The organism is Mesorhizobium sp. P2_C4 (assembly GCF_056404575.1).
Genome location: NZ_JBFUDT010000008.1, coordinates 193,277 through 218,470, shown reverse-complemented (window position 1 = coordinate 218,470; position 25,194 = coordinate 193,277). Strand labels below are relative to the sequence as shown.

Genomic DNA, 25,194 nt, shown 5'->3' with positions numbered 1-25,194 from the left:
TAGGGATGGACATGCGGCTCCCATATCCGCGTGATGCTCCGCCCGAGAATTTCGCGCGAAAACCAGTTGGAAACCTCGCCAGGCGCGGGCGCCGACATCAGTGATGGCCCCGCGCGAGCATGCGCTCGACCTTTATCTGGAAGACGGTAAGAACCGATACTATCGACATGTAGTAGATCAGCGCTGCGCCATACCATTCCAGGAAGCGAAAGCTGGTGGCGATCGCAAACTGGGTGACAGTCATAAGCTCCTTCAAGGAAATGACCGTCGCCAGCGAGGTTGCCTTCAGCAACGAAATGAACTCGTTGACCAGCGCCGGCAGTGCAACGCGCAGCGCCTGCGGCAAGATGATCAGGAAGAATATTTGACCCCGGTGCAGGCCAAGGGCCGCCGCACCTTCCGATTGCCCCTTGCCGATGGAGGCATAGGAACTGCGAAGGATCTCGGTCAGGTAGGCGATCTGGATCAGCGTCAGGGCCAAAAAGGCCGCGATGAAAGGCGTGAACCAGCTCGACCGGAAGACCGCCGAAATCTGCGGCAGGCCATTCCAGATAAACAGCAGCACGAGCAGCGCCGGTGCACCACGAAAGAGCCAGACGAAAGTGGCTATCGCCAGACGGATCCAGCGCCGCTTTGACGTCGCCAGCGCCGCGGTCGCCAGGGATATCGCCAAGGCGACGGCCATCACGAGAAGCGAAAGGGCCAAGGTCAGCATGGCCCCCTTGGCGAGGGGCCAGCCGAACAGCGCCGTCAAGAAGAGGTTGGTGTCGAACACGGCCGCACTTCCCTCAGTTGGTCGTGTGCTTGACGTCGGTGGCGGTCTCGGGAAGGTTCCACTTCTGCAGCAGCGTCTTCATCTCGCCGCTGCTCTGCAATGTCTCGATGGCCTTCACCAATGCCTCGCGATTGTCACCGCTCTTTCTCAGATAGATCCCATAGGTTTCGCCGTCGCCATAGTTGTACGGCACCTGCAACCTGCCCGGCATCTGCTTGATGCGGAACGCTGCCGTTGTGTCCTGGGTTATCGTCGCCGCCGCACGGCCGACCAGAATCTGCTCGATGACGGCGGATGCGGAAGGATAGGTCTGTATCTCCGCCGGCGCCTTGCCAGCTTTCGCCAGTTCGACGTTGAGCTCCGCAGCCGTCTTCTCATAAGTGGTGCCCGCCTCGATCGCCAGCACTTTGCCGCTCAGGTCGAGCGGCGACTTGGTCTCGGAATCCGAGGCGGCCGTGACCATCACGACGTTCGAGACAAAGTAAGGAACAGCGTCATACGCTTTGAGGCGCTCCTTGGTCACCATGATGCCGCTGGCGACGAGATCGCAGCGCTCGGCGCCGAGCGATGGCAAGAGGCCCTTGAAGTCGCCGACCACGTATTTGGTGGAGCCGCCCCATTGCTTGGCGATGGCGTCCACGGCATCGACTTCGAAACCGACGAGCTTCTCGTCTCCGGGATTGGCATAGTACTGCATTGGGGGGAAATCGCCGCCAGTGCAGACGTTGAGCACTCCGTCGCGCAAGAGGCTTGAATCGGCGGCCTGCGCCGTCGGCATGGCGACGGAAAGCACCGTAGCGATCATACCGCCCAGGGCGAGTTTGCTTGAGGCAGAAATCGGCGCGTGGAACATGTCTGGATTCCCCTTTGTTTTTGTCATGGCTTGCCCGGCGGCAGCGCAGGGGACGTTATGTTGCGTATTTTTGACAAACAAGCTAAATCTTTATGCGAAAGTATGAGCAGTTTTTCTAAACTATTGGCGGTCAAATGGCTCTCCCATCGCTTCATTCGCTTCGCACCTTCGAAAGCGTTTCTCGACTGGGTAGCATCGCTGCTGCTGCCGCCGAACTCCATGTGACATCGGGCGCAGTCAGCCAGCAATTGCGCGCACTGCAGCTGTCGCTCGGTCTCGACCTGTTCGAGAAGCACGGCCGCCGACTTGTGCTGACGGATCGTGGGACCGCGCTGCAGAAGAGCGTTGGCATAGCCATGCAGCAGATATCGGGATCGATCCACGAAATATCGGCGGATGCCTACAGCGCCGCCGCCAAGGCCACCCTCACAGTATCTGTGCCTTCGGTTTTCGGCACGACCTGGCTTGCAGCGCGGATTTTTCGGTTTCTCGACGCGAACCCGGGCATCCGTGTGCGGATGCGCACGGCGGTGGGCTTCGAAGAGGTAGACTGGCGGGAAATCGACGTCGCCATCGTCTATAGCAAACCGCCATGGACCGGATTCTGGTGGCGGCTTCTGCATAGCATCTACGCGGCACCAGTGTGCAGCCCACAATTGCTGCGCGGCCCAAACGCCATTCGCGAGCCGCGCGACGTCCTGAAACACCGCCTGCTCCACGAAGACGATGGCGACCAGTGGAGGCGTTGGCTAACCGAAGCGCGCGTGCCACGTTCAGTGGAGCCCGATATCTATTTCGATAACTTTGCCATGGTGCTTCAGGCAGCGCGCGACGGTCATGGCGTTGCGCTCACGAACGATATCATTTCATTCAGGGACCTGGATGAGGGTAGACTTGTTCAACCCCTGACGCTCAGTGTCGCGTCTTCCCGAAGCTATTACTGCATATGCCATGAGGAAGGTTTGGCAAATCCGGTAATCGGCCGGTTCGTCGACTGGTTGGTCGGCCAGGCGTCGAGACCGTCAGGCTGACGGCACAATGGCACCGGTGTCTTGTCGAGGTCGGGGGCATTCGACTAGGGCGAAACCTCGCCAAACGAACGGCATCTTGCACCATTGCGGTCATGAACAGCACATTGGCGTCAAGAGGCCGGCTGGCCATGTGGACGACGGCATCGGCGACGCGCTAAACATCCATCACCGTTTCGGCGGCAATGCTGTTGGCTTGCGGGGGCCAAGGCTGCCAGGCAGTGCATACGACGGGCGTGAGATTCACGAAATGGCCGTGGTCTCAACCCGTTGTCCGAGGCACGAATGCTCAGCCCCCAGCACATAGGCCAAGAGATCCTGGAGCTTCGAAACCACCCCTATCGCAACGCCTCCATAGAAATCGATCCGACGATCAGGGGCCGGGATCTACACCGCCATCCGCATCCCGACCTCAAGTTCACAACGGCACCACAAATGGCCCTTGCTGCACCGCGATCACAAACGTTCGACCGACTAGTGCTTGATCGAACACAGGGGCCGAGAAAAAACGTCCCGCGACCGCGTTGAAGTCGACGGTAGCCCGTACCTTCGTTCTGGGGCAACGAAATCGAACGATGTCCCATGGAAGTCTGCAGACCTAGATCAGCCCATCCCTAGTGGGGCTGGTAGTTTCAATGACTAAATTCTGGTTACACAGCCCTGTTCTGTGTGGGGCGGCATCCGAGGCATCGTTGCGCGCCTACCAGCCGCGCATCCGCTCCCAACGCGCTTCAATCGTTGGGCTGTCCCCGTTGACGATGCTGTAGAAATCATGCAGGGCCGCCATCGCACACTTATGGTTGGGCAGGATCCGGACCCGAGTCCCCGAGTGGCAACTCCGATGGACTTTCCAGAGCCGGCACGAATGGCGAGGATACCGTGTTTCCTGGCTGGCCTGGGCCACGATCACATCTTCAAGCACCCGTCGCAGACCACGCCGTAACCCTGGTCGATCTGCTGGTTTGCGGTTCCCCGGTCGCGCGAAAGCGCCATCCACCCAGCGTCGACCAGCACCGCGGCGCCGAAATCGGCGACCGTGCCGACGAATTCATGGCCGGTCACCATCGGCACCGGCACCGTCTTTTGCGCCCACTGATCCCAGTTGTAGATATGAACGTCGGTGCCGCAGATGGCGGTCTTCTTGACCTTGATCAGCACATCGTTGGGGCCGATCTCCGGCACCTCTTCCATCCAGATGCCGGGCTCGGCGCGAGTTTTGACGAGTGCGGGCATCATGTTGGACATCAGCCAATCACTCCGAGTTCGCGGCCGACCTCACCGAACGCTGCAACTGCCCGGTCGATATCGGCTGCCGAATGGGCGGCCGACATCTGCGTCCTGATCCGGGCTTTGCCCTTGGGCAGTAGGTTCCACGACAAGGCCGGCGGGCAAATGGGCCCGCCGGCCGATACGTCGAATGCGAAACGAAAAGCTCTTCGGCTATCGCGGCGATGCCAATACCGTATCCAAAGCCTGAACCACCATATCGGCATTGTCTCGCGTGAACACCATTGGTGGCCGGATCTTGAGGACACTCAGGCCCGGCCCGGTGAGCCCGACAAGCACACCCTGGCGACAAAGCTCGTTGATGACGCGGCGTGCTTCCGCCGTTGCCGGCCTGCCATTCACCGCCAATTCCACCCCGATAAACAAACCCGTGCCGCGAATATCGGCCACAAGTTCGTGGCGCGGGCGTAGCGTGTTCAATCCCGCATGCAGATAGGCGCCGACGTTCTCGGCATTCGCCAGGAGATTCTCGCGCTCAAGCACTTCGAGCACCGCCATGCCTGCGGCGCAGGAGACCTGATTGCCGCCAAACGTGTTGAAGTAGCGTCCCTGGCGACGAAACGCCTCGACGATTTCGCGCCGCGTCACCACGACACCGATCGGGTGACCATTGCCGGTGGCTTTGCCCATGGTAACGATATCAGGCTTTATGCCGATATCCTGAAAACCCCACATGTGGCGGCCGGTGCGTCCAAACCCTGGCTGCACTTCGTCTGCCACCGCCAGGCCGCCCGCCTCGTGCAGGGTAGCCAGCGCCGGCGCGAGAAATCCCGCAGGAGGACGCGCCAGACCGTCGGTGGCGAAAAGCGGGTCGAAATAGAAGGCCGCGGGGCGATGCCCGCGCGCAGCTAGCGTGGCGATGGTTTGCAGGAATGCATCCGCGTAGTCGGCAGCGGCAGTTGCCGGCAGGCCGCCCAGTGCATGGGGCGGCGGCTGAACGGTCGCCACCCAGTCATTGACGACGCCGGGCGGCGCCGAAGCCACGTCGAGGGCATCGATGATGGTGGAATTGCCATGATAGGCGTTGCGCGTCGCGATAGCGCCGCCTGCCCCGGTGAAGGCGCGCGCAAGCCGCCATGCCAGTTCGTTCGCCTCCGTCCCCGAGCAGGTGAACATGCACACGTCGAGTTCGGGCGGCATGGTGGCAAGCAGCTTTTCAGCGTAAGCGAGGATGGTTTCGTCGAGATAACGCGTGTTGGTGTTCAGGGTGCGCAACTGCTCGAGGGTGCGCGCCACGACATGCGGGTGACAGTGCCCGACATGCGGCACGTTGTTGTACGCGTCCAGATATTTGCGCCCGGCCGCATCCTGCACCCACACGCCTTCGGCGCGCACGGGCTGGAAAGGGAATTCGTAGAACTGCCGCATGCCGGGGCCAAGCAGTTTTTCGCGACGGGTTATCAGATCGGTCACGTGTCATCCTTTGCACTTTTGCTATCCTGTCGATTCATATCCGCACGACGGCCAGCTGCATCGCCGAGACGCTCAGCGGCCGCGTTACCGGCAAGCAGCGTTTCCACCGCGCTGAAATACATCTCGTCGAGCCCAGGCTCATAATAGGCTGGACGTTCCGGATAGGTCGCCTGGCGCCAACCTTTGATGGCGATGCGCATCATCAACCGCGTGCAGATCAGGACCGGGAGCAGGTGGAGTTCGGGCAGCGACAGCGGAACGATCGAACCATAGGCCGCGACGACCTCACCGGCAGCAGTCAAAGGATCGGCCTGATCGTAGATTTGATGGGCGGCGGTGACGGCGAGATCGACAATGCGCGGCGCGGCGACGGCGTCTCCAAAATCGATGATGCCGGTCAGCCGAAGAGAAGCGGGATCGAGTATGATGTTGTTGCGGTTGAAATCATTGTGGATTGGCTGTGACGGCAGTTGTCGCAGCATTGGAAGCGCGTCGTCGTGAAATCTATCGAGAACAAGGGCGACCAGCCTCCGTTCTTCCGCTTGCTCGACGAACGGCAGGAAACGGCGCAGTCGGGCCGCATGTTTCATGTCCCAGAGCAGCGGATAGTCGGCGCTCGGATGGGATAAGGCAGCCAGCGCGGCCCCCATAGCTCCCGACACGCGGCCGATCTCACGGCGAAAGGCGGCGCTTGACGGGCCGCAGCGCGACTGAGGCAGGCCGGGGAAATGGGCCAGCATGCGTACGCCGTATGTCGCTGTCGCCCTCGAAACCGTCGCTAGCAGTTTCCCATCAAGGGTTCGACGGATCCGGGGCGAAGGGATGTCCGGCGCGTGAATTCTCACCGTCTCCATCGCCTGATTCTGAAAGTCGAGGACCGAAAGGTCCTCGGCGCTGTTGGCGATTTTCAGGATGAAGCCATCCCCAGCCGGCGTGCGGATGAGGAAATTCTGGTCCCGCTCGCTGGTCATCAGCGTGGCGGTCGCTTCGATCCCGAACGTCTCCGACGCCACGCGCCGAGCGTCATCGGTCGAAAAATCAGGAGCCGGAGCGTCAAGCGTCAGCCGTATGCGCTGCTCGAAGCGTTCCGTTTCCAGATCGTTCAGTTGGTTGTTACTCACATTGTCCCCTTCGAACCGGATTGCCTGCAACCGGCAAAATTGGCTTTTCGCCTAAGGCCTGCGCCGGGAAACCAGCGCGGAGACAGCAAGCAGGAATATCGACGCGGCGATCAGGACGGTGGCGGCAGCTGCAATGGTCGGCGTCATCGTGTCGCGCGCGGCCGTGAACATCTCTCTCGGCAAGGTCCGCTGTCCCGGGCCTGCCAGAAAGACCGTCACCACCACTTCGTCAAGTGAGGTTGCAAAGGCGAACAGCGCTCCTGAAGCGATGCCAGAGCCGATCGCGGGAAGTGTCACGCGCCGGAACGCAACGAGCGGCGCGGCGCCCATGCTGGCTGCGGCCCACAAGAGGCGGCGGTCGAGGCTCGCCAATGCGGCGGAGACCGTCACCACCACGAAGGGGGTCGCGAGCGCCGTATGCGCCATGACCAGACCCGGATAGGTCGCGGTCAGCCCGGTCATCGAGAAGACGAAATACATGCCGACGCCGACGATGACGACCGGCGCGATCATCGGCACCAGAAGAAGCGATTCAATGAGCCGTTTGCCGGGCAATCCCGGGCTGGCCAGGCCGAGTGCCGCCATCGTTCCGAGCGGCGTCGCCAGAAGAGTTGTTGCAACTGCTATCACCAGACTGTTGATCATGGCGCCGGTCCAGGCCGGAGACGTGAAGAAGTCCCGGTACCATCGCAGTGACCAGCCGTGGATGGGGAAAGTGAAATCGCCACTGTCCTTGAAGGAGAAGATGACGATGATGACCAGGGGTGCCATCAGGAATATCAGGATGAGCGCTGCCGTGCCAGCAAGGCTCCACCGAGCAGTCCGTTCGACGAAACGCTGTCGTGAGTGAGATGCCATGACCGGCCCCTCTATCGCATGGCGACGCCGCTGCGTCGCAGTAACGCAGCCTGTGTCGCGTAGAGCCCAAGCGTTACCACCAGCAGGATCATGCCGAGCGACGACGCCAAGCCCCAATTGAGTGTGTTGGTCGTAAAGAGGGCAATGTAGTAGCTGATCATCTGGTCCGCCGGGCCGCCGACAAGCAGCGGCGTAACATAGAAGCCCAGCGTCACGACGAAGACCATCAGAGTTCCGGCCATGACCCCAGGCAGGACCTGAGGGATGTATACGCGCCTGAATGCATAGAGTGGCTCGGCTCCGAGCGAAAGGGCAGCACGCATGAGGCGCGGGTCCATGGAGCGCATGGAGCCGAGGAGCGGGAATATCATGAACGGCAGCATCACATGCACGAGCGCGATGATGACGCCGATCCGGTTGTAGAGCAGTTTCATTGGTGCATCGATCAGTCCGATGTCCATGAGCAGCTTGTTGATGACACCGCGGTCCTGGAGCAGCGCTATCCAGGCGGTGGTGCGCACCAGGATCGACGTCCAGAATGGCAGCAGAACCATCACCAGAAGCAAGTTGCGCACCTTTTCCGTTTGACGTGCCAGAAAGGCGCAAAGCGGAAACGCCAGCACAAGGGTGATGATGGCCGTTGTGGCCGCGATGACGAAGGTGCGCAGCATGATGGAACGATAGAGCGCGCCCTCCGGCCGTGCCGGCACGATGCCTTTTTCGAAATCCCGTTTGAGATCTATCGCCGACAAGAGGTGATAGGTTCCGACCGGTCCCGCGGCGCGCTTCATGCCTTGCCAGATGGTGTTGTCGAGCCACCGCGGATTGATGGCCACCAGAGCCGCTTTCGTCGGCGCCGTGGTACCCAGCTGGCGCTTGGTCCCTTGAAGCAGGGCGCGGAAGGTCGGATCCTCATAGGACAGGCGACGGCTCAGCGAAGCAAGCTTGGCTCCGTCAACCCCTTCAAGATCAGTTCCAAGGGCCCGAAAGGCCGCGTCTTCGGGCAGCCCCTGCCCATTCCAGTCAGCCAGCGCTCGCGCCGTTTCCGGCAGGGCTGCGCCAAGCTCCGGATCGGCGATGCTTCTCCACGCCACCATGGCCAAAGGCGCGAGAAAGGTGGCAAGCAGAAAGAGCACAAGCGGCGCCACAAGCGCGTAACCGCGAAACATGGCTCTGCGTCCGCTCTTCGACATGTCGCATCTCCACCTCTATCCGTCAGCCACCACCTGCCAGCCACCTCCCAAGGCGCTGATCAGCCTGGATATGGTCGGTTCCCCCACCATATCCAGCGGTCATTTCATGAAGGCTACATTGCCGCCCAGGCCGACCAGCGGGCAGTCAGCGCGTCGGTGTTGTCGACCCAGAAGGCCGGATCGATATGCAGCACATTCTTGGCGTTTTCCGGCGCGGTCGGAAGATCGGTCAAGAGCTTGGGATCGATCAACGGCAACGCCTTCGCGGACGTCACACCGATGGGTTGGACCTCCGGCAGATGGCTTTGGGGTGCGGCCTGGCCAGCGAAGTCAAGCCATTTGTAGGCCTTGTCGACATTGGGCGAGGTCTTGAGAATGGCCCAGTAATCCGTCGTCTGCAGCGCCTGATCCCAGACAATACCGAATGGCTTGTTTTCCTTGTTGATAGAATTGGTGACGCGTCCATTGAACGATGACGCCATCACGACCTCTCCCGAGGCCATCAACTGCATCGGCTGACCACCCGAGCTCCAGAAAACCAGCGAGGACTTGATCGAGTCGAGCTTCTTGAACGCGCGGTCCACACCTTCCGGCGTCGAGAGCACCTTGTAGACATCGGCCGGCGCCACGCCGTCGGCCATCAACGCGATCTCGAGATTGGTCTTGGGGCCGTTGCGCAGCGAGCGCTTGCCGGGATACTTCGTGGTTTCGAAGAAATCGGCCCAGCTTGGCGCCGCGCTCACCCGGCTCTTGTCGTAGGCAAGGACGAAGTCATAGGTGACCGCGCCCACGCCGCATTTGTGCGTTGCGCCAGGAACGTAATTGTCCTTGCCGCCGACCTTGTCGATATCGATCGGCAGAATGATGCCTTCCTGGCATCCGATCTCGGTCTCTTCGGCTTCGGTGATGACGACATCCCAGCCGCTATCGCCTCCCTCGGCCTTGGTCCTCAACACGCCGATGCCGTTGTCCCAGGTGTCTTCGACGATTTTCTCGCCGGTCTTGGCGGTATAGGGTTCGAACAGCGCTTTGCGCTGCGCGTCCTGGAAGGTGCCGCCATTGGAGACGATTACGAGATCGCGCGAAAAGGCATTGTCGACAAGGAAGGTGCAAGCAAGAAATGAAGCAGCGAGTAGTCCGGTTTGTTTGAGCATTGAGTTCCCCTTTCTTTGATTTTGGATGGTCACGTCTAAGCTTCAGGCGAGGATCAGTGCCTCCTCGGCCGGAATGGAGAGGCGCAGCGTCTGACCGGGCGACGGCAAGGTCGCGCAGGCCTGCGGTTTCAGCTTGAGCTGCAGGGTTTGCGCGCCGGCGATGGCAATGCGGACGCGCACGTGGTCACCGTGGAAAAGCTGGTCGAGCAATGTCCCTTCGATCGCGTTGCTGTCGGCATGAATTTCCGAAATGGCCTCCGGCCGCACCACCAGCGAAGCATCCTTGCCGGCCGAGATGCCATCGCCGGCGCGGGCGCGAAGCACAGTCCCATTGGCCAGCTTTATCTCTGCAAATGCGCCCTCGATTCCAACCACGGTTCCAGGCAGCATGTTCGTCTCGCCCAGGAAACTTGCAACGAAGCGCGTGCGCGGCCGGTTGTAGATCTCGACCGGCGGGCTGATCTGCTGGATGCGGCCTTCATGGAACACGGCAACCCGATCGGACATGGTCAGCGCCTCGTCCTGGTCGTGCGTGACGTAGACGAAGGTGACGCCGAGCTGCCGGTGGATCTGCTTGATCTCGATCTGCATCTGCTCGCGCAGCGCCTTGTCGAGCGCGCCGAGAGGTTCGTCCATCAGGACGATGCGCGGGCGGTAGACCAGCGAACGGGCGAGCGCGACGCGCTGCTGCTGGCCGCCAGAGAGCTGCCCGGGCTTGCGATCGCCATAGCCCGAGAGGTGGACGAGTTCGAGCGCCTCGCCGACACGACGCTTCGCTTCGCCCGCCGGCACATTGCGCACGGAGAGCGGAAAGGCCACGTTGTCGATGACCGACATATGCGGAAACAGCGCGTAGCTCTGGAAGACCACGCCCATGTCGCGCTTATGCGGCGGCAAGTCGGTGATGTCTTGCCCATCCATGAAGATGCGTCCGGAATTCGGCCATTCGAAGCCGGCCAGCATCATCAACGTGGTGGTCTTGCCGGAACCGCTTGGCCCAAGCAGCGTCAGAAACTCGCCCTTGACGATGTCGAGCGACAGATCGTCGACGACCGTGGTCTTTGGGTCGTACCGTTTCGTGACCGAGCGAAACGACACGATCGGCGCTGCGGGGTCGGGATTTGGCCAGTCTGTCATCCAGGTCAGCTCATTTGCGCGTGGATCTGGTCGAGGCTTTCGCCTACGGCCGTGACGATTTCGCTCATATGCTCTTGCTGTGCAATCAGGGGCGGCGAAAACACCAGCGTCGGTCCAAGCGCACGCAATAGAACGCCGCGTTCCTTGATTGCGTCGGAGATACGCTGGGCGACGGCAAGCTCCGGCGCGAAGGGCGTGCGGGCAGCCTTGTCGGCGACGAACTCGACCGCCGCCATATAGCCGACGCCGCGCACATTGCCGACCAGCGGGTGGTCGGCCAGCGCCCGCAGGCCATCCTGCAGCGCCGGTGCTGTGGCCCGCACATGGCCGCAGACGTCCATTTCGTCATAGATACGCAACGCTTCGAGCGCCACCGCCGCGCCGACTGGATGCCCGCCATAGGTGTAGCCGTGGCCGAAGCCACCAAGCCTGGCGGTGAAGTCGGCGACCGCCTGGTAGACACGATCGTTGATGAACAATGCCGAGATTGGGAAATAGGCGGAAGAAAGGCCCTTGGCGCAGGTCAGCATGTCGGGCTCCATGCCAAAGCGCTGCGAACCCCAATAGTCGCCGGTGCGGCCGAAGCCGCAGATGACCTCGTCGGCGATGACGAGGACATCGTATTTGCGCAGCACATGCTGGACGGCCGCGAAATAGCCTTCCGGCGGAACCACGACGCCGCCTGTGCCCATGACCGGCTCGGCGAAAAAGCCGCCAATCGTCTCGGGGCCTTCGGCCAGGATCAGTGCTTCCAATTCCGCCGCCAGCCGCTCGGAATAGGCCTGCTCGGTCTCGCCTTCCGCCTTGCCGCGGTAGAGGTCCGGACAGGAGACGTGCAGGAAGCCCGGCAACGGCAGGCCGTAACCATTGTGCATGTTGGGCAGGCCGGTCAGGCTCGCCGCCGCGATTGTGGTGCCGTGATAGGCGCGCTGCCGGCCGATGATCTTGCGCTTTTCCGGTTTGCCAATCGCGGCGTGATAGTACCAGACCATCTTGATGGCGGTGTCGACCGCTTCCGAGCCCGACGCCTGGAACATCACTTTGGACATCGGCACCGGCGCTTTCGCCAGCAGCGCCTCGGCAAGATCGATGACGGGCTCCGAGCTGCGATGGGCGAAGGTCTGCTGGTAGGGCAGCTTCAGCATCTGGGCATAGGCGGCGTCGGCAAGGCGGCGATTGCTGAAGCCGAGCGAGGTGCACCACAGCCCGGCCATACCGTCGAGATAGCTGCGGCCATCGAGATCGACGATTCGCACGCCATCGCCATGCCCGATCACCATCGGGCCTGTCTGCTCGTGCAGCCGGAAATTGGTCTGGGGATGGGCATGGAAGCGTACGTCGCGGCCGTGCGGCGAATTCAATATGGCCTGGTCCATCGCTCATTCCTTATCGAAGCTTGTTTTACGATACAAAATGATGTTTCGTATTACAAGACGCTTTTTACGGAGTTAACGGACCGTGGAGAATCCGCCGATTCCGAGAATCTTGTCTTGGGAGACACGCCGGGGTAGCACGGAAACTGGCGCCCGAATCCAGGGCGCAAGACGCAAGGATGGTTCAACATGACCACGGCTCGGTCCGACGGCGGCGTGAAATCGGTCCAACTGGCTTTCGATGTTCTCGAAGCGGTGGCCGCCGCGCCCGGCGAAGTCGGCGTCAGCGAGCTGGCGGCGCTGCTCGGCACGACAAAGGGGACGGCGTTTCGCCATCTCCAGACTTTGGTCGAGCGCGGCTATGTCGAACAGAATTCCGTTTCCAGCCGCTACAAGCTCGGCACCCGCTCCTATCTGATCGGACAAGTGGCCGCCGACCGCATCGAGCTTTTGACCGCCTCATCCGATGCGATCGCATCGCTGCGCGACGAGATCGGTGAGACTGTCGTCGTGTCGGCGCTGCGCAACCGCACGCTGATCGTGCTGCGCACGGTGTTCGGAAAGTCGAACCTTGAGATCGGCGTCCGCCAAGGCAGCGAGCTCGTCCTGCACGGCACCGCACAAGGCAAGGTCGCCCTTGCCTTCAGCAATCGTTCGCTGCTGCAACATGTGATGCGCCAGGGTTTGACGCGCCTGACGGACCATACGACCGTCGATCCGGCCAGGCTGGAAGCGCAGCTCGAGCAAGCGCGGGCGCAAGGTTTCATAACTGCTGCCAATGAAGAGACATTCGGCATCAACGCGGTGGCAGCCCCCATCTTCGACCGCACCGGCGATGTCGCCGGCACCATCGCCATCGTCGGCTCCGTCCAGAACATCAAGCCAGAGCCTGACCAGGCTCAAGTCGAGGCTCTGCTCAAGGCCAGTCTGCGCATCTCCTGGAATCTCGGCTACGACCGCGGCGCTATAGATGCACGCCGGCGCACGGAGAGCGTCGCGTCCTGATCGGGCGCCATCCGCATAGCGTGAGGTCGTCAGGCCGGGCCGAAGCTGAAAAGCCGCGCCGGATTGTCGACCAAGATGCGCCGCGCCGTCTCATCATCGCCGGGGTAGCGGAACATCAGGTCGAGCAAGGCACCGTCATTGGGCGGCTGGGTTTTGGACAGTGGATGCGGCCAGTCGCTGGCCCACAGGACCCTGTCCGGGGCGGCCTCGATATAGGCGCGGCCCACCGGCAGCACGTCGTGCCAGGGAAAGCCGGCCTGCGATATCTTGTGGCCATTGGACAAGAGCACCCAGAAATTTCCTTTCCGCAGCAGCTCGATTACCTTCTGCACGGTCGCTTGATGACCGGGCTGCCGCAGATCCGGACGCCCCATATGGTCGATCACGACAGGCAGGTCATCGACGGTTTCATAGAAAGCGGCGCTGTCAAGTATGCCGTCCTGGCCCGGCTGGACCTTGATATACCAGCCGATCTCACGCGCTCGTGCAAAGGCGCGGCCGAGCGCTCTTTCGTCCGGCGCGAGGTTTACCGCGCCAAGGAAATTGAACCGAGCGCCTCGGACGCCGGCGGCATTGAGCCTCCCCAGTTCCGCATCGGAACAATCTGTGAGGGCCGAAGCGATGACGCAGCCGCGATAAGCAGGACCGGCTTCTGCCAACGCGTCGAGAAGCGCCGAATGGTCGGTCCCATAGGTCGTCGGCTGGACGATGACGCCCCTGTCGATGCCGAGCACCTTGTGCATGGCAAGCGCCCTGGCGATGGTGGCCTGCGGCATCTCGTAGGCAGCGCCCCTCCGCACCGGATAGACGCTTGCCGGACCGAAGACGTGGAACTGGCAATCGGTTGCGCCGGGTGGAGGCGCCTTGGAGGCCGGTTCGGGATGCGGATCGAACGGAAGATAGTCGGTCATTCGGCCTCGGATGGGGTAATTGTGCCAAAGGCTACTAGGACTACGTGCGGCCGATGATGGCGGTGACGTCGCACTGGATCTCGATCCCGCCTTCGAGATCTACCTGAAACGAGTGCCGGGCCGGGCGGTTCGCCTCGTTGGGGAACATTTGCAGCCATTCCCGGTTGAGCGGCTCGCGATTGGACCTGTCCCGCATCCAGACGGTCATCTTCAGGATGTCGTCGGTCGATCCGCCGGCCGCGTCAACTATTGCCCGGACATGCGCGAACATGAACAGGCATTGGCTCTCCATCCCATGCGCGACCGAGCCCGTTGCAGGGTCGACGCCGTTGATGACGCCGGACATCAGAACATTGTCGATCATCGCCGCATTGGGGATCGGGTTCTTGTGTCGGAAGCCGGGGATGTAGATGGACTGACGACGGTTCATCGGATGGGGGTCCACTAGACCGGCGCTCAAGGCTTCAGCCACATCGCCAGAGCGATGCCCAAGATCAGAACCGAGCCAATGCCGAAGAGCGCAAACGCCATCTCCCGGTCGCGGTGCACCGGAAGTTCGCGGGTCTCGATCCGGCCGAGGACCTCCCTGAAGTCCGCTTCTCGCTCAAAACGCACACGATGCGACACTGTATCGACAACGATGTCGATACAGGGATGGCCGCCTTGCCGGCCAAGTACGCAGCCGCTCGCTCGGGCCAGGAGTTCCTCCATGCGCTGGGCGCTGGCAGGCCCATAGCGGAGCGCGCCGGGCGTCCCTTCAAGCAAATGCCGATAGTCGATATCCATCTCGCCCACCGCTTCTTCGATAGCCGGCACGACTGATCATGCGCCGACCTGACTGACGAACTTCATCGCCAGATAGGCCTGCAAACCTTCGCTGCCGCCCTCGGCGCCATGACCGCTGTCCTTGATGCCGCCGAACGGCGTTTCGGGCGCGGCAAAGCCGAAATGATTGATCGAAACCATACCGGATTCGATCTCGTCGCTGAGCCTCGCGACCTTGGCGCTGGAAGCGGCGAAGGCATAGGCGCCGAGCCCGAAGGGCAGACGGTTCGCCTCCGCCACCGCCTCGTCCAGCGTGCCGAAGCCGTTGACGATAGCGACGGGACCAAACGGCTCCTCGTTCATGATGCGGGCCGAGAGCGGCACATCGGCCAGCACGGTGGGCGCATAGAAATAGCCTTCGTTCCCGATGCGCCGGCCGCCAGTGACGATGCGCGCGCCCTGCTCTGCCGCGTCGCGGATCAACCCGTCGAGCGCATCGATGCGGCGGGCATGAGCGAGTGGCCCCATCTGCGTGCCATCGACCGAACCGTCGCCGACGACGAGGCTCTCTGCTTGCACCGCGAATGCTTCGGTGAAGTGTTGCTTGAGCTTATCGTCAACCAGGAAACGGGTCGGCGACGTACAGATCTGCCCGGCATTGCGGAACTTGATGCCCGCGCCAAGGCGCGCGATCGCATCGACGTCGACATCGTCGCAAACGATGAAAGGCGCATGGCCACCAAGCTCCATGGTCGTGCGCTTGAGGTGCTGGCCGGCGAGCGCCGACAGCGAACGCCCGACCGCGACGGAGCCGGTAAAGGAAATTTTCCGGATCGAGGGAGATGGGATGAGATAGGACGAGATTTCCGAGGGAACGCCAAAGACGAGGTTGAGGACACCGGGGGGAATACCGGCTTCCTCGAAACAGCGCACCAGTTCTATCGCCGAGTTCGGCGTTTCCTCGGGCGCCTTGGCGATGATGGAACAGCCCGCCGCAAGTGCCGCCGCAAGCTTGCGCACCAACTGTGCGCATGGGAAATTCCACGGGCTGAATGCGGCAACCGGGCCTACCGGCTCGGCCAGCACAACCTGCCCGGCGCCTGGCAGGCGCGACGGGATGACCCTGCCATAGGCGCGTCTGCCCTCCTCAGCGAACCAGTCGATGATTTCGGCGGTCGCTCCGGCTTCCATGCGCGCCTCGGCGAGCGGCTTGCCCTGTTCGCGCGTAATGGCCTGGGCAATGATTTTGGCCCGTTCGCGTACCAGATCGGCGGCCTTGGCCAGAATAAGATAGCGCTCGAAGGCTGTGACCTTGCGCCAGACGCGGAAGCCGCTTTCGGCGGCGGCAAGCGCTGCATCGAGATCGGCCGGCTCGGCAAACGCGACCGAGGCGATCTCCTGGCCGGTGGCAGGGTTGACGACCTTGCCGCGTCGCGAGCCGCTGCCGGCCGTCCATGTGCCGCCGATGAAAAGGGATTTGGTCATGAGAATTGCGTTCCTCGAGAAGGGTCAGGTGTATTCGGGGCGGGCGGGCGTGAAGACATCGAGATTGAGCGCCGGGCCGTCGCCGACGACTTCGACGTAGTGCACGACATTGCCCGGTATGTGCGCCAGACCGCCCGCTCCGAGGCGAACCACCTCATCCCCGATGTGGAAGTCGACCAGGCCCTCGAGGATATAGACGATCTGCTCGTGCGGGTGGGCGTGAGGCTTGAGTTCATGTCCCGGTTGAAGTCGGTGCAGGGCAAGCGTGGCGCCGTTGCCCGAGAACGCCTTGCGTTCGATGCCCGGACGCACCGGCGACCAGTCGATCGCTTCCCAATCTATGGAATGAATGCTCATGGAAATCCTCCTTGGAGGAACAGGACGGTGCTCAGGCCAGCCCGATGAATGTCGATGCGTTGGTGGCGACCATGCGCCGGATGTCGTCCTCGCCGTAGCCAAGATCGAGCAGAACGCCGATCATCAAGCGGAAGCCTTCGACCGGCGTCGGGTTGTTCTTTTGGCCGAGGTCCGAACCAAAAAAAGTATTCTCGACGCCCGCTGCATCAATGACCTGGCGCAGGTGCTCGCGATCGAACAGGTAGAAGGTGGACGGCACGAACATGCAGATCGAGTGTTCGATCATGACGCCCATGCGCGCCAGCTGCGCGACGTCCTGGAAGGAGCCTTCGTTGACATAGGTCGGATGGTTGAGGAACAGCCGCTTGACGCCTCGCGCCTTGGCCTCCTCATAGAAGGGCCAGAGTTCGTCCATGTGGTGATGGCCGCCCGATACCGCCGCGTCGGCCTGCGCGACCAGGTCGAGGACGAGCTTGACCTCCTCGGTCACCTGCCCGGACGCATCGACCAGCCGCGAGCCGACCGGCGCCACGGTCTTCTTGCTGTTGACCGGGAACTTGTTCTTGAAGTCGGCATCCTTCTTTTCGTGGTCGAGATGGTTCTGTGCATGGGCCGTCGCCATCCACACGATGCGCGCGCCCTGCTTCAGCGCGTAGTCGACGGCGCTCGGATTGATCCCGCCGAGCGGATTGTTCAGCACGACGGCACCAAGCGTGGTGACGGCGCTCGGGTAATGCTTGTTGATGAGATGGGCGATCGGCATTGTCGGGTAGTAGTGATCCTTGAGCAGGATCGCCGCCATGCCGGCGTCGGCCGCTTGCCGGACCACCTCAATATGATCGACGGCGCGCGGCATCAGCGATGGGCCGCTATGCACATGGAGGTCGACGGCGCCTTGCATCAGCCGCGTGATCGTGGCTTCCCGCTGCGGATCGATTGCATCGCTCATTGTGTCTCTCTCCCGATGTCCGGCGTGATCTCCGCCGGTATGAATCGCCGCCAATGATCGATGCGCAGCGGCATTTGCGAAAAGCTCTTGCGCTGGTCGGCGGCGATGCCGACTGCGCCTTGTGCGGTCAGTCCCTTGTCCTGGAGCCAGCGATCGAGCTCGGCGAGACTGTCGCCGATGACACCGAAGCCGCGCAGCATCACCGCGGAGGCAAGGCCCGCCGCCGACGCGCCTGAGAGCAGCATGCGGGCAACATCCAGACCGTTTCGCGCGCCGTTGATGCCGATGAGCGGACAAGCCGGACCAAGCTGGGCGCGGGTCAGGGCCAGCCACTGACAGGTCAGTGGCAGGTTCCAGAACCCACCTACCGCGAGGCTGGTGCCAAGCATTGGCTCCAGCGTTTCGACATCGGGAACGAAACCCAGCAGACGGCCCGCCATGACCACCGAATCCGCACCGCTGGCGAATGCCGCCCGAGCGAGATCGGGTACCCGCTCGCTCTGGCCGGTGAGCTTGACCCAAAGCGGAATCGATACAGCTTGGCGGATCTTGCCGACGATGACGCCGACGCGCTCAGGCGACAGCTCGGTGGTGACCGCTCCGTTTGAAGCCTGGCTTGCGTAGGGCGTGCCGATGTTGAATTCGAGAACAGGCAAGCCCGCCTGCTCGACCTGCCTTGCCATCGCCACGGCATGATCGAGATCGGCCAGGATCAGGCTGGCGACGAGCAAGCAGTCATAGGCGCGCGCCGTGCGGTCGAGCGCGACGGTCTGGTCAAGCCAGGCAGCGAAGGATTGCGGCGTGAGGCCGGAGCGGCTGGCGATGGTGACGTCATCAGCCGCACCGGCGCCCCACGACACCGGCCGCCAGTCCGATCCGAGCGCCACATATTCGGCGCGTTGGAGCTGGTCGCGGGCGGCTTCGGACTCGTTGGTAGATTTGACGACGACCGCGCCGGCGCCGGCGCCGATCGCGCGTTCCACCCCGGAGGCATCGATCATGTGCTCGGCGGCGGCCGCGATCACAGGATTCTTCAGCTCGATGCGGCCGATCTTGCAACGCAGTCTCGCCAGCCGGCTCATCAAGATTTCCGCTCGTCAATTGCTACAGGTGGCATGTTCACGAGTGCCGTCGTTCGTTTTGCTACACAAAACATCGTTTCTCTAGATACAACTACGAGCGAGCGCCGTCAACGAGCAAAGAGCCCCGCGGGAGATCGTGCGAGTTCTGCGAAAGTGGAAGGCGCATGAGGCGCAGCCGGCGCATGCCTTCTTCGCATTGAAACGAAGCGCGTTTGCGCTTCTGTCGGGCATTTCGCCTTCCGCCCGCGATCAGCCCGCTCGCAGCGGTGGCGGGTCGGGCAGTTTCAATAGCTACGTTCTCGTCACACCGCCCTGTTCTGTGTCGGCGCGCGGCCGCCGCCGTCGGCGACGAGCACCGCGCCGGTGACGAAGGAGGCATCGTCGGAAGCCAGGAACAGGCAGCAAGCGGCGATCTCGGCCGGCTCGGCGACGCGCCGCAAGGCAATGCGGCCGGTGAGCGCGGCGAATTCCTCGTCCGGCGTCGAGCCGTTGGCGGCTGCCGCCACTTCCATCTCGTAGACACTCATCGGCGTGCGCACCCAGCCCGGCGCCACCGCATTGGCGCGAATGCCGTCGAGGCCGTGCGCGTAGGCGAGCGAGCGGGTGTAGGAGACCAGCGCTGCCTTGCTCGCCGAATAGGCGGCGTTCTGGCCACTGGCGTTGAAGGCGCCGACGGAGGCGATGTTGACGATCGCGCCGCCGCGCTGTTTCAAGAGCGGCAGTGAGGCGCGGCAGACCATCATGGCGCCCGTCACATTGACGGCGAAGCTGCGTTCCCAGGTCTCGTCGCTCAGGCTCTCCGGCTCGTCGAGGATCATCACGCCGGCCGCGTTGACGACGATGTCGAGCCGGCCGCCGCAAGCATCGATGGCGCGCGCGATGTCGTCGGCAATGGTGATGTCGCCGCGCACGGCGGTGCCGCCGCTTGCCTTTGCCGCCTCGTCCAGCATGTCGCCGCCATGGCCGAAGACCACGACTTCGGCGCCATGCCGTCCGAACAGTTCGGCAGTCGCCCTGCCCATGCCGGAGGCGGCACCGGTGACAAGCGCCTTGCGGCCTGCGAGGCGTCGGCTCATGTCAGCCCCCAATGCCGTTCGACGGCAAAGCCGGTCTCCGGCAGCGTCGAGCCGCCGTCGACGACGATGGTCTGGCCGGTGGTGTATTTCGCCTGCTCGGAAGCGAGGTAAAGCATGGCGTAGGCGATGTCGTCGGCCTCGCCGAGATGGCCGACGGGAATGTGCTGGCCGAGCCTGTCGGCAATTTCGGGCGCGCTCATCGTGCCCCTGCCCGGCTTGGCGATGAAACCGGGCTCGACACCGTTGACGGTGATGCCGTCGCGGGCGAATTCGAAGGCCGCACCGCGGATGAAGGCGTTGACGCCGGCCTTGGCGGCGGAATAGTGCGCGCCGCCGGCCATCGCCACGCGCGCCGACACCGACGAGGTGACGAGAATGCGGCCAAAACCGTTGCGGCGCATGATCGGACCCGCTGCTTGCGCCAGCCAGAAGCAGGCCTTCAGGTTGAGCGCCAGCGCCTCGTCGAGCTTGTCCTCGTCGAGTTCCTCGATCGACGCCCAGGGGCAACCACCGGCATTGTGGACAACGATGTCGAGCCGGCCGGTCTGGCGCACGATGTCGCCGACCAATGCGTGGAGCCTGGCGCGATCGAGGCCTGCCAACGGCACCCCCCGCACGTCCAGCTTGCGGGCCGAAAGGTCGGCGGCCAGCGCTTTCGCAACGTCGAGGGTTCGGTTGGCGATGATGACGCAAGCGCCGGCCTCGGCAAAACGCGTGACGATGGCTGCACCGATGCCGCGTCCGCCGCCGGTCACCAGCGCCACCTTGCCACTGAGGTTGAAGGGCTGCGCCATCAGACGACTCCGGCGCCGCGAACCAGGTCGACGAAGCGCGCAAACACTTGCGTGTGGCGCTCGACATCGGCCTCGGTGGTCGCCGGGCACATCAGGAACATGGTGTGGAACGGCGTCACCAGAATACCCTCGTTCATGTAGAAGGCGTGCAGCAGGGTCTCGAGATCGCCACGCCGGCTGGCGATGACATCGGCGCCATTCCTGGGTGGCTGCGGCATGAACATGATCTCGGCGCGGGCGCCGATCTGCGTCACATGCCAAGGCAGACCGTTGGCGTGGATGATGGCCCGCGCCGCTTCGGCCAGCCGCGAGGCGTTGGCGATCATGATTTCGAAATTGGCCGGCGTCAGCACCTCTTCCAGCACCGCGCGCATGGTGGCGACGGTGAGCGCATTGCCGGCCAGAGTGCTGCCGATGCCGAGATGCGCCGACTGGCGCACCCGCGGATTGACCATCGGCACGATCGCCCACAGGCGCTCGGCGATCTCGCGCGAAACACCGAAGATGCCAGCCGGAATGCCGCCGGCGATGGCCTTGCCGGCGACCAGAATGTCCGGCTCCAGCCCATGCTCGGAGGAGTATCCGCCGGGTCCGCTGGAGATGGTGTGCGTCTCGTCGATGATCAGCACCGTGCCCGTGCGGCGGGTGATCTCGCGCAGTGTCGCATGAAAACCGTCGGCGACCGGGATCATGCCGAAATTCGTCATCAGCGGTTCGGTCAGCACGCAGGCGACATCACCTGCCGACAGCGCCTGCTCCAGTGCGGCGACATCATTGAACTCGACCACTTTCGAAACCGCCGAATGGTCGACGCCATTGGGGTGGATCATATTGCGCAGGCCGATGCGGCCGTCGCGGATCTCGACATGCGCCTCTTCGACGCCACCATGGTAGCAGCCGGAAAACACCAGCACCTTGTCGCGGCCGGTGATCATCCGGGCGATGCGGATGGCACCGCGATTGGCGTCGGTCGCCGAAGTGGTGAACGTCCAGTAGGGCAAGCCGAAGCGTCGCTGCAGTTCAGCACCAACCCACAGGCTGTCTTCGGTGGGCAACATCATCGTCGCGCCGTTCTGCAACTGGCGCAGCGCCGCGCGGGTCACCGCCTCCGGCGCGTGGCCGCACATGCCGCCGGTGTCACCAAGGGCGAAGTCGACATAGTCGTGGCCGTCGATGTCGTGGATATGGGCGCCGCTGGCCGAGGCGACGTAGACGGGGAAACCACCGGCCCAACGGCGCATCCAATGCGAGGGTCCGCCATAAAGGAAATGCTGCTTGCCCTCTTCCCACGCAGCCGCCGAACGCGAATGCATCTCAAGAAAGCGCTGCTGCTCGCGGTCGAGCAGGTCGCTGATGGTTGCAGAATGCGGATCTTGTCTGGCGACAGCCGTCACGGCGCAAACTCTCCCGTTGTGCGCCATGGTCTTGTGGCGCGAAATTGGTTCGTTATTTGAACCGACGTTTTGTATGCTATAAGCAGATTGCAAGGCGCAACAACCGCTGTCAAGTTAATTCACGCGCGAACTATCTCGGAGAAATGGAATGAGCACCGTCGGCAAGGCGATCTCGCTGCTGGAACTGTTTACGCTGGCCGAACCGGAGATCGGTCTCTCCGACCTCGCCCGCAAAGCCGGTCTCGACAAGGCCACCGCCAGGCGCCTGCTGGTCTCGCTTGCCGGCCATCGGCTGATCGAACAGGAGCCGAAAAGCCGCCGCTACCGCCTCGGCGCCGGCCTGTCGCGGCTGGCCCGGATTCGTGACGCGCATTTCCCTTTTATCCGGATCGCAGCACCCGTGTTGCGCGAGCTGGCGCTTGAGACGAGCGAGACAGTCCACCTGTCGGAGTTCAGCGCCGGGGTGCTGCTCATCATGCATGTCGAGCTTTCGGCAAAGGCCAATCGCGTCAACGTCGATGTCGGACAGGTGCTGCCGCTGCACGGCACCGCATCCGGCATCGCTTTCCTCGCCGCCTCGCGCCCGGAGACAGTGGACGCTTATCTCGGAAGACCGCTGGATGCCTTCACCCCGCATACGGTGACGCGGCACGACAAAGTCATCGAAATGATCCGCCTCGCGGCGTCGCGCGGCTATTCGCGCAGCTCGCAAGGCTATGAGGAGGGAGTGCACAGCATCGCCGCAGCGATCCTCGGCTCCGACGGCTATCCGCTGGGAACGCTGGCCGTGGCGTCGCCGGTATCGCGCGTCGACGATGCGGTCGCGGCCAGCCAGGGCCAGGCGGCGATTCGGGCGGCAAAGCTGATTTCGGCGCGCTTTGCCGGCGACGCCTGACACCCGCATCTCTGCCGTTGCGATAGATGGTTAGCATGTTAATCTCCATGACGGATGCATCGGGGCATTGCCCTCGCGCCGCCGCCCGGCGCCATCAAAATCCTGATGCAACTCTAAGGTCGCAGCCGCTTTCAACAAGCAGTCGGTCGCCGTCGATCATGGTCCCCGCTCTGCCATTATTTATGACCGGGTGCGCAGCTACGCCTTGCAGAACCTGTCGGAAGTCCACCAGCTCATCCTGTATGTGCCGCACCCGACCTTCGGTGACGAGACGTCAAGTGGTTGATCCAGGCCAAGCCGATAGCGCCGGAACTCCGACCACACCCAGGACGGCCGGGCCACCTCGATTGCATCGGGATGGCCCTATTTGCGTGTTGGACCCATGATCTTTCCTAAGACCAGTCCCAACTTTTCGGATCATGGTCTATTTCTTGATCGCCTCGACATCGATAACGATGTCGACATCAGGGCCGAGGCCGAAACCGTCGGCGGCCTTGGCCATAGGGAAGTCGGCGGTGCTGATCTTGCCGGTGGCGGTGAACGCCGCCTTTGTCAGTGTCGCATCCCATGGCGCCGGCGCTTCGTTGCGCAGCGTCACGTCGAGCGTGATCTCCTTGGCGACGCCGCTGATGGTCAGATTGCCGGTCACCTTGCCGGTCTTGTCGTCAACCTTCTCGACCTTGGTGCTCTCAAAGCTGATGGTCGGGAATTCGGCAGCGTTGAAGAAGTCGGGACCCTTGAGGTCGTTGTCGCGCTGATCGAAAGCGGTGTGGACCGAGCCGACATCGATCTCGGCCTTGACGCTGCTCTTCGACGGATCGGCCTTGTCCATAACGATCGCGCCTTTTACAGCGTCGAACTGGCCGTGCGCGATGCTGTAGATGCCGTGCTTGATGGTGAAGGTGATCCAGGCATGCTGGCCGTCGATCTCGTAGTTGTCTGCATAGGCGGCCGAAGCCAGCATGGAGGCGCCGGCTAAGGCAAAGGCGGCAATCAGATTTCTTGTCGTCACGTATCTCTCCTAGTTGTTAAAGAGTTGTTGTCGTTGCGGCTCAGGAAAAGCCGAGGGCTGCCCCGTGCGGCGCCCAAACGACCGCCGCGAGCACAGCCAGCATCGCCGGTATGGCGATCAGGAAACCGGCGACCAGCGGCCGCATGGGCCTGGTGCCGGGAAGCAAGCCCCGCAGGGGGCCGGGCAGAAGTGCTGCCATCATAAGCGGCAAGGGCGATAGCATCAGCGCGCCCAGGTTCGCCTTGGGCGCTAGCAATGCTGCCTGGATCAGCGCCACCGCGGTTGCAAAGACCATGAGAAATTGGACGCCCTTGCTCCAGTCAGCGGCGTGGCGGCCGCGGAGCGCGGCAACGTATTCGAAGAGGCTCCAGCCGCCGGCGAACGCGGCAAGCGAGCCGAGCAACTGGCCAACGACGATCGAGGCGCCAAGCACCGAGACGATCGCGCCGGCAAGCGCCATGCAGAGCACCGCGGCAGGCGCCAGAAACGGCCCTTCGGCTGACGGCTCAGCCGGCATCCGGGCCACCGCGGCGGCGCCGGCCAAAAGGAGCAGGCCGGTCACGGAAGCGGCAACCATCCGCAGGTCAATGGGACCAGCCGCAATGCGGAGCCAGCCGAGCCAGAGGAAGGCTCCAATAATCGCGGCAGCAGCGAGAATACCAGCTTTGCGGCCCTCCAGGATGCGTCGCGGTAAGAGGCCGACCACGATGCCGGCAAAGGCGAGATAGATCAGCTTCTGGCTGGCGGCGATCGGCGGCATGACCGGCGAGCCAAGCGTGTCCCAGTAGAAAAACAGCACCACCGCGCCCCAGATCAAGGTGGCGAAAAACGATGCGCCTGGTATGAAAAGCCTCGTGACCAGAGCCAGCACGATGCCCAGCAGCAAAGGCAGCGCTGCCGTGGTGACCATTGGGTTTCCCAGAAATGCACTCAACGCTGCTACCTCTCCCGATTTCGTGGACCGATCGAATCCGCCGGTCGATGTGCGGGCGATCCAGGCCAGCCGAATGCAATTCGTCTTATCCGAACGGAAACTTTGTTATGAGTGGACGCGCACTCGCGTCTTCGACGGCTTGAGGGAGCCGGCACGGCCTTCGAGCATTCACCAGCTTTCGAGAGAACTTCGCCGCCGATCAGCGCCGCTGCCGCCGCGTTCCTGTCCCGCCCGCGTCGGCGGTTCATCAACGGGCGCTTGGTCGACGGCCTTGCGGGTGATTGCCTCGCCGTAGACCGCGGCTGAGCAGCGGCGACAACCCCGCCGATCATGATCGGCGATC

At 62.9% G+C, this 25,194-nt stretch carries 25 protein-coding genes and 3 pseudogenes; 3 read left to right on the top strand and 25 right to left on the bottom strand.

Annotation, left to right across the window (positions count from 1 at the left end; translation table 11 throughout):
- Window positions 1-97: 97 nt before the first annotated feature.
- Window positions 98-775: an amino acid ABC transporter permease gene (locus AC1DX6_RS26095; RefSeq protein ID WP_477318671.1), complete on the bottom strand. Its 678-nt coding sequence runs from the start codon at window positions 773-775 to the stop codon at window positions 98-100.
- Between the two features lie 13 nt (window positions 776-788).
- Window positions 789-1,628, bottom strand: coding sequence for a transporter substrate-binding domain-containing protein (locus AC1DX6_RS26090; RefSeq protein ID WP_477318669.1), 840 nt, complete (start codon window positions 1,626-1,628; stop codon window positions 789-791).
- A gap of 134 nt (window positions 1,629-1,762) precedes the next feature.
- Between AC1DX6_RS26090 and AC1DX6_RS26085 the strand changes: the two genes are divergently transcribed.
- Window positions 1,763-2,659 carry a LysR substrate-binding domain-containing protein gene (locus tag AC1DX6_RS26085; protein WP_477318667.1) on the top strand — a complete coding sequence of 299 codons (897 nt, stop codon included), beginning with the start codon at window positions 1,763-1,765 and terminating at the stop codon, window positions 2,657-2,659.
- Window positions 2,660-2,713: 54 nt separating this feature from the next.
- Here AC1DX6_RS26085 and AC1DX6_RS26080 read toward each other — a convergent pair.
- The 11 genes and pseudogenes from AC1DX6_RS26080 to AC1DX6_RS26030 form a co-directional block, all read right to left on the bottom strand.
- Window positions 2,714-2,858, bottom strand: a pseudogene (locus tag AC1DX6_RS26080) (3-oxoacyl-ACP reductase); the annotation flags it as partial.
- 498 nt (window positions 2,859-3,356) lie between these two features.
- A complete protein-coding gene (locus AC1DX6_RS26075) occupies window positions 3,357-3,560 on the bottom strand; it encodes a hypothetical protein (RefSeq protein WP_477318665.1) in 204 nt (67 codons plus the stop codon).
- A gap of 107 nt (window positions 3,561-3,667) precedes the next feature.
- Window positions 3,668-3,901: pseudogene (locus tag AC1DX6_RS26070) on the bottom strand (alcohol dehydrogenase catalytic domain-containing protein); the annotation flags it as partial.
- Window positions 3,901-4,032 (bottom strand): annotated as a pseudogene (locus AC1DX6_RS26065) (glycine C-acetyltransferase); the annotation flags it as partial. The pseudogenes AC1DX6_RS26065 and AC1DX6_RS26070, both read right to left, overlap by 1 nt.
- A gap of 64 nt (window positions 4,033-4,096) precedes the next feature.
- On the bottom strand, window positions 4,097-5,311 hold the full coding sequence (locus AC1DX6_RS26060) for an aminotransferase class III-fold pyridoxal phosphate-dependent enzyme (protein ID WP_477318727.1): 1,215 nt from the start codon (window positions 5,309-5,311) through the stop codon (window positions 4,097-4,099).
- Window positions 5,312-5,352: 41 nt separating this feature from the next.
- On the bottom strand, window positions 5,353-6,507 hold the full coding sequence (locus AC1DX6_RS26055) for a phosphotransferase (RefSeq protein WP_477318663.1): 1,155 nt from the start codon (window positions 6,505-6,507) through the stop codon (window positions 5,353-5,355).
- Between the two features lie 21 nt (window positions 6,508-6,528).
- Entirely contained in the window at window positions 6,529-7,248 is a 720-nt protein-coding gene (locus AC1DX6_RS26050; protein ID WP_477318661.1) for an ABC transporter permease, read from the bottom strand.
- Window positions 7,249-7,346: 98 nt separating this feature from the next.
- Window positions 7,347-8,528, bottom strand: coding sequence for an ABC transporter permease (locus AC1DX6_RS26045; protein WP_477318659.1), 1,182 nt, complete (start codon window positions 8,526-8,528; stop codon window positions 7,347-7,349).
- A 113-nt stretch (window positions 8,529-8,641) separates the two neighbouring features.
- The gene (locus tag AC1DX6_RS26040) at window positions 8,642-9,682 is read right to left on the bottom strand and encodes an ABC transporter substrate-binding protein (protein ID WP_477318657.1); all 1,041 of its coding nucleotides are present in this window, start codon (window positions 9,680-9,682) and stop codon (window positions 8,642-8,644) included.
- A 42-nt stretch (window positions 9,683-9,724) separates the two neighbouring features.
- The gene (locus tag AC1DX6_RS26035; protein WP_477318655.1) at window positions 9,725-10,819 is read right to left on the bottom strand and encodes an ABC transporter ATP-binding protein; all 1,095 of its coding nucleotides are present in this window, start codon (window positions 10,817-10,819) and stop codon (window positions 9,725-9,727) included.
- A 5-nt stretch (window positions 10,820-10,824) separates the two neighbouring features.
- Complete coding sequence (locus AC1DX6_RS26030; RefSeq protein WP_477318653.1) at window positions 10,825-12,195, bottom strand: aminotransferase; 1,371 nt, start codon at window positions 12,193-12,195, stop codon at window positions 10,825-10,827.
- A gap of 186 nt (window positions 12,196-12,381) precedes the next feature.
- On the opposite strand from AC1DX6_RS26030, the gene AC1DX6_RS26025 reads away from it, so the two are divergent.
- Window positions 12,382-13,197 carry an IclR family transcriptional regulator gene (locus tag AC1DX6_RS26025; RefSeq protein WP_477318651.1) on the top strand — a complete coding sequence of 272 codons (816 nt, stop codon included), beginning with the start codon at window positions 12,382-12,384 and terminating at the stop codon, window positions 13,195-13,197.
- Between the two features lie 29 nt (window positions 13,198-13,226).
- Here AC1DX6_RS26025 and AC1DX6_RS26020 read toward each other — a convergent pair whose 3' ends face one another.
- From AC1DX6_RS26020 to AC1DX6_RS25975, 10 genes are all read right to left on the bottom strand, one after another.
- The gene (locus AC1DX6_RS26020) at window positions 13,227-14,108 is read right to left on the bottom strand and encodes an amidohydrolase family protein (RefSeq protein ID WP_477318649.1); all 882 of its coding nucleotides are present in this window, start codon (window positions 14,106-14,108) and stop codon (window positions 13,227-13,229) included.
- A gap of 40 nt (window positions 14,109-14,148) precedes the next feature.
- Window positions 14,149-14,538, bottom strand: a complete 390-nt coding sequence (locus AC1DX6_RS26015; protein WP_477318647.1) for a RidA family protein — start codon at window positions 14,536-14,538, stop codon at window positions 14,149-14,151.
- A gap of 26 nt (window positions 14,539-14,564) precedes the next feature.
- A complete protein-coding gene (locus tag AC1DX6_RS26010) occupies window positions 14,565-14,894 on the bottom strand; it encodes a hypothetical protein (protein WP_477318645.1) in 330 nt (109 codons plus the stop codon).
- 36 nt (window positions 14,895-14,930) lie between these two features.
- Window positions 14,931-16,358: an NAD-dependent succinate-semialdehyde dehydrogenase gene (locus AC1DX6_RS26005; protein ID WP_477318643.1), complete on the bottom strand. Its 1,428-nt coding sequence runs from the start codon at window positions 16,356-16,358 to the stop codon at window positions 14,931-14,933.
- A 24-nt stretch (window positions 16,359-16,382) separates the two neighbouring features.
- Window positions 16,383-16,715 carry a cupin domain-containing protein gene (locus AC1DX6_RS26000; protein WP_477318641.1) on the bottom strand — a complete coding sequence of 111 codons (333 nt, stop codon included), beginning with the start codon at window positions 16,713-16,715 and terminating at the stop codon, window positions 16,383-16,385.
- Between the two features lie 31 nt (window positions 16,716-16,746).
- Window positions 16,747-17,664 carry a DUF6282 family protein gene (locus AC1DX6_RS25995; protein WP_477318639.1) on the bottom strand — a complete coding sequence of 306 codons (918 nt, stop codon included), beginning with the start codon at window positions 17,662-17,664 and terminating at the stop codon, window positions 16,747-16,749.
- Window positions 17,661-18,746, bottom strand: coding sequence for a beta/alpha barrel domain-containing protein (locus AC1DX6_RS25990; RefSeq protein ID WP_477318637.1), 1,086 nt, complete (start codon window positions 18,744-18,746; stop codon window positions 17,661-17,663). The genes AC1DX6_RS25995 and AC1DX6_RS25990 overlap by 4 nt, the downstream gene beginning before the upstream one ends.
- Before the next feature lie 302 nt (window positions 18,747-19,048).
- Window positions 19,049-19,822 (bottom strand): SDR family NAD(P)-dependent oxidoreductase, encoded by a 774-nt coding sequence (locus AC1DX6_RS25985; protein ID WP_477318635.1) that lies wholly within the window; start codon window positions 19,820-19,822, stop codon window positions 19,049-19,051.
- On the bottom strand, window positions 19,819-20,616 hold the full coding sequence (locus AC1DX6_RS25980; protein WP_477318633.1) for an SDR family oxidoreductase: 798 nt from the start codon (window positions 20,614-20,616) through the stop codon (window positions 19,819-19,821). The genes AC1DX6_RS25985 and AC1DX6_RS25980 overlap by 4 nt, the downstream gene beginning before the upstream one ends.
- Window positions 20,616-22,010 (bottom strand): transaminase, encoded by a 1,395-nt coding sequence (locus AC1DX6_RS25975; protein ID WP_477318631.1) that lies wholly within the window; start codon window positions 22,008-22,010, stop codon window positions 20,616-20,618. Before AC1DX6_RS25975 ends, AC1DX6_RS25980 begins: the two co-directional genes overlap by 1 nt.
- Window positions 22,011-22,158: 148 nt before the next feature.
- Between AC1DX6_RS25975 and AC1DX6_RS25970 the strand changes: the two genes are divergently transcribed.
- Entirely contained in the window at window positions 22,159-22,905 is a 747-nt protein-coding gene (locus tag AC1DX6_RS25970) for an IclR family transcriptional regulator (protein WP_477318629.1), read from the top strand.
- Between the two features lie 424 nt (window positions 22,906-23,329).
- On the opposite strand, the gene AC1DX6_RS25965 is transcribed toward AC1DX6_RS25970, so the two are convergent.
- Together AC1DX6_RS25965 and AC1DX6_RS25960 are read right to left on the bottom strand one after the other, a co-directional pair.
- Entirely contained in the window at window positions 23,330-23,917 is a 588-nt protein-coding gene (locus AC1DX6_RS25965; protein WP_477318627.1) for a YceI family protein, read from the bottom strand.
- Window positions 23,918-23,957: 40 nt separating this feature from the next.
- Window positions 23,958-24,827, bottom strand: coding sequence for a hypothetical protein (locus AC1DX6_RS25960; RefSeq protein ID WP_477318625.1), 870 nt, complete (start codon window positions 24,825-24,827; stop codon window positions 23,958-23,960).
- Window positions 24,828-25,194: the final 367 nt, after the last annotated feature.